Genomic DNA, 2,533 nt, shown 5'->3' with positions numbered 1-2,533 from the left:
TTGTGCCATCCACTCCACCGCATGAAACGGGGTCGGAGAGGCATCGATAAAATTGATCATCTCTTCGTTAAATTCGCGCATTACCCTTTATCCTTATTCTCTATTTTTTGAGTGCTTTGTGCTAATTTTTTATCATTCGCCCTCACTCTGCGTTCGAGCTTTTTGATATCTTCCTCGGGGGATAGATCTTCAGGCCTAATCCCGCTTTTGCCCAATAATTCCCGAACTTCACTATTATTTTTGATATGTTCATGTGTAATCGGCACTTCACCGAATAAATCACGCGCTTTGACATTATAGTTGGTAATCTCGGTCGCAAGGTCTTTTGCCTTGATCGTAATCGTTGGGAGAAAATCAGCGATAGGACGATTTTCAGGAATACCCATCTTTGATTTCATCTCTTGCGTATTATATCCACCGAATAGTGCATTATCCCCTTTACTGCGGATACGTCCGAAACCTTGATTATCCACACCCCGTTCATAAATATTTTTAGAGAGTTCCGTTTCGGTAGCGGTGAGTTTTTGACGGGCTTCGAGCCGTTCAGAGAGGGCAATACGCTCTTCGAGGAGTTCTTGTTTGCGGGTTTGTAGTGCAAAATAGCTTTGGGCAAAAGCGATCCGTTCTTTGCGAGGATCGCCGTTTTGAGCGATGAGATAACAGGCGTAGCGAGTGAGCATATAATCATCAACCGTTTTTTGTGCACCACTTCCGATCTCTACCATTTTCCCGACGTCGGGAAAATGGTCTACTACCGATTGTCCTGAATTTTGACATGCCGTTTTAGCTTTTTCGATAACTTGTTTAAAGTTATCCCATTTGGTATATTCCAAAAGCCCCATCAGCTCTCTAGCATACCAAAATTCTACACCCTCTTGTTCATGCACCGCGTCTTCGAAGCTTTTATGAAGAGAGGTTATCAGTTGTTTTTCCATTGCATTTTCCTTCGCGCAAATCTATAAATATTATAGCTTTGGACGAGAAAGCACTCCAAAATATGGCAGATTGTTATATAAACCAGATATCAATATTTTATGCACAGATCGAAACTTTGTGTTCTTTGTCCGCCACATAGGAGAGTGCTGCGAGAATATCCTCTTCTGTGAGTTCTGGGAAATCTTCGATGATGTCGGCAAAACTCATCTTGTTCACGAGCATATCGAGGATGTCATACACGCTGATCCGCATACCACGAATCGTTGGTTTACCCGAACGAATTTGAGGGTTGATGGCAATAATGGATTGGTATTCAGCCATGATATTTCCTCATGGAAAGTTAAAAGATTATAACAAATATTTGATGATAGTTCTGAACAAAAGAGGATTTTAAAAAAAATAATTCTTTTTTGTTACAATACACTATCTATTTCGTCATTCCCGATCAGGTCGAGAATCCATCCCAATACAAGAAAAAAAATGCCACTTTGGATTATGCCCGTATATATTGTATCTGGGATTACTTTATTAGTAAGCGGATATTTTTCCTATACAAATAAACCTTTCTGTTTTCAAAATCAAGCCATTCGAAATGAATCTATTCGACTCCATAGACTCAAATTACGCCAATTTGATCTTGGAGCCAAAGAACAGCTCACTCCACAAGAAGAAGCTGAATATACGATTTATAAGCGTGCCGATAAAAAGGCTTTCTTCATTGACCAAATTTTAAGTATTTCAGTTCCTATTTTTCTTATAACTTTTTTAATACTTATAGTATCATCAAATTGGGCATTACAAATGCCTTTATATATTGTGAGTGCATTCTTAATTTTGATCGGGAAAAATGATGCTGTCACAAATGCCAGTGGGTTTAGAAAACCTTTATGTGTTAGCAATCAAAGTTTTTATGAACTGGATATAATTGAATCATTTTACAAACGAATCAACGGTTTATCGCTCGATGAAGAAGAAAAAAGAAATATCGATAACTATGAAACCGAAATCCGATGGTATGGATGGCAGATGAATGTGCTTTATGTTGGAATTGCTTTACATCTGCTTGCAACGATACTTCACGGCATCATTCACGTATTTCAATCTTAACTGGATTCCCGATCAGGTCGGGAATGACGAGATTAAATCACATCCACATCTTCCAAAACACTTATCTCTTCAATCACCTTGTTATCGACCCGTATCGCCGAATCGATAACGACATCGGCAAGCTTCGAGACAATCGTGAGTTTGATCTCTCGGCGTCCTGGATGACGGCGGACGAGGGTATAGAGTTTTTCTAATGTTTCGAGGTTATCGCTGAGGCGGATGCGTAAGTGCAACGGCTCTTGCGGAGGGAGGTTTTCGACGATTTTGGTCTCTACCTTTTTTGCCTCTTTTTTCGCTTCATTGAGGGTCATAATTTTCGTGACGCTGATGCGGGTGAACATTTCGGTGTGGGTTACCTTGACCTTGAAGGCTATCGGCTCATCGAGATCCATCGCTTCAAGTTGCTCTACCCTGTCGCTAAAGAGCATCACTTCGATATTACCGTGGAAGTCCATCAGACTGACAAGCCCGAACATAGACCCTTTTTTCG

At 40.4% G+C, this 2,533-nt stretch carries 3 protein-coding genes and 1 pseudogene; 1 reads left to right on the top strand and 3 read right to left on the bottom strand.

Features of this window, described 5'->3' with window-relative positions:
- Window positions 1-80 precede the first annotated feature (80 nt).
- Together dinD and A2517_RS10830 are read right to left on the bottom strand one after the other, a co-directional pair.
- Window positions 81-935, bottom strand: a complete 855-nt coding sequence (gene dinD / locus A2517_RS10835) for a DNA damage-inducible protein D (RefSeq protein ID WP_294896921.1) — start codon at window positions 933-935, stop codon at window positions 81-83.
- 97 nt (window positions 936-1,032) lie between these two features.
- Complete coding sequence (locus A2517_RS10830; protein ID WP_294896919.1) at window positions 1,033-1,257, bottom strand: DUF433 domain-containing protein; 225 nt, start codon at window positions 1,255-1,257, stop codon at window positions 1,033-1,035.
- A gap of 159 nt (window positions 1,258-1,416) precedes the next feature.
- Between A2517_RS10830 and A2517_RS10825 the strand changes: the two genes are divergently transcribed.
- Window positions 1,417-2,043, top strand: a complete 627-nt coding sequence (locus A2517_RS10825) for a hypothetical protein (RefSeq protein ID WP_294896917.1) — start codon at window positions 1,417-1,419, stop codon at window positions 2,041-2,043.
- A gap of 32 nt (window positions 2,044-2,075) precedes the next feature.
- Here A2517_RS10825 and A2517_RS10820 read toward each other — a convergent pair.
- Window positions 2,076-2,533, bottom strand: a pseudogene (locus A2517_RS10820) (DNA polymerase III subunit alpha); the annotation flags it as partial.

It is taken from the genome of Sulfuricurvum sp. RIFOXYD12_FULL_44_77 (assembly GCF_001830725.1).
Taxonomy (GTDB): Bacteria; Campylobacterota; Campylobacteria; order Campylobacterales; family Sulfurimonadaceae; genus Sulfuricurvum; species Sulfuricurvum kujiense_A.
The sequence above is the reverse complement of the archived record's forward strand: the minus strand, read 5'-3'. Positions and strand labels throughout refer to the sequence as shown.

Bases quoted from the DNA above. Each gene is read 5' to 3' on its own strand.
- dinD (WP_294896921.1), bottom strand. From the start codon at position 935: ATGGAAAAACAACTGATAACCTCTCTTCATAAAAGCTTCGAAGACGCG.
- A2517_RS10830 (WP_294896919.1), bottom strand. From the start codon at position 1,257: ATGGCTGAATACCAATCCATTATTGCCATCAACCCTCAAATTCGTTCG.
- A2517_RS10825 (WP_294896917.1), top strand. From the start codon at position 1,417: ATGCCACTTTGGATTATGCCCGTATATATTGTATCTGGGATTACTTTA.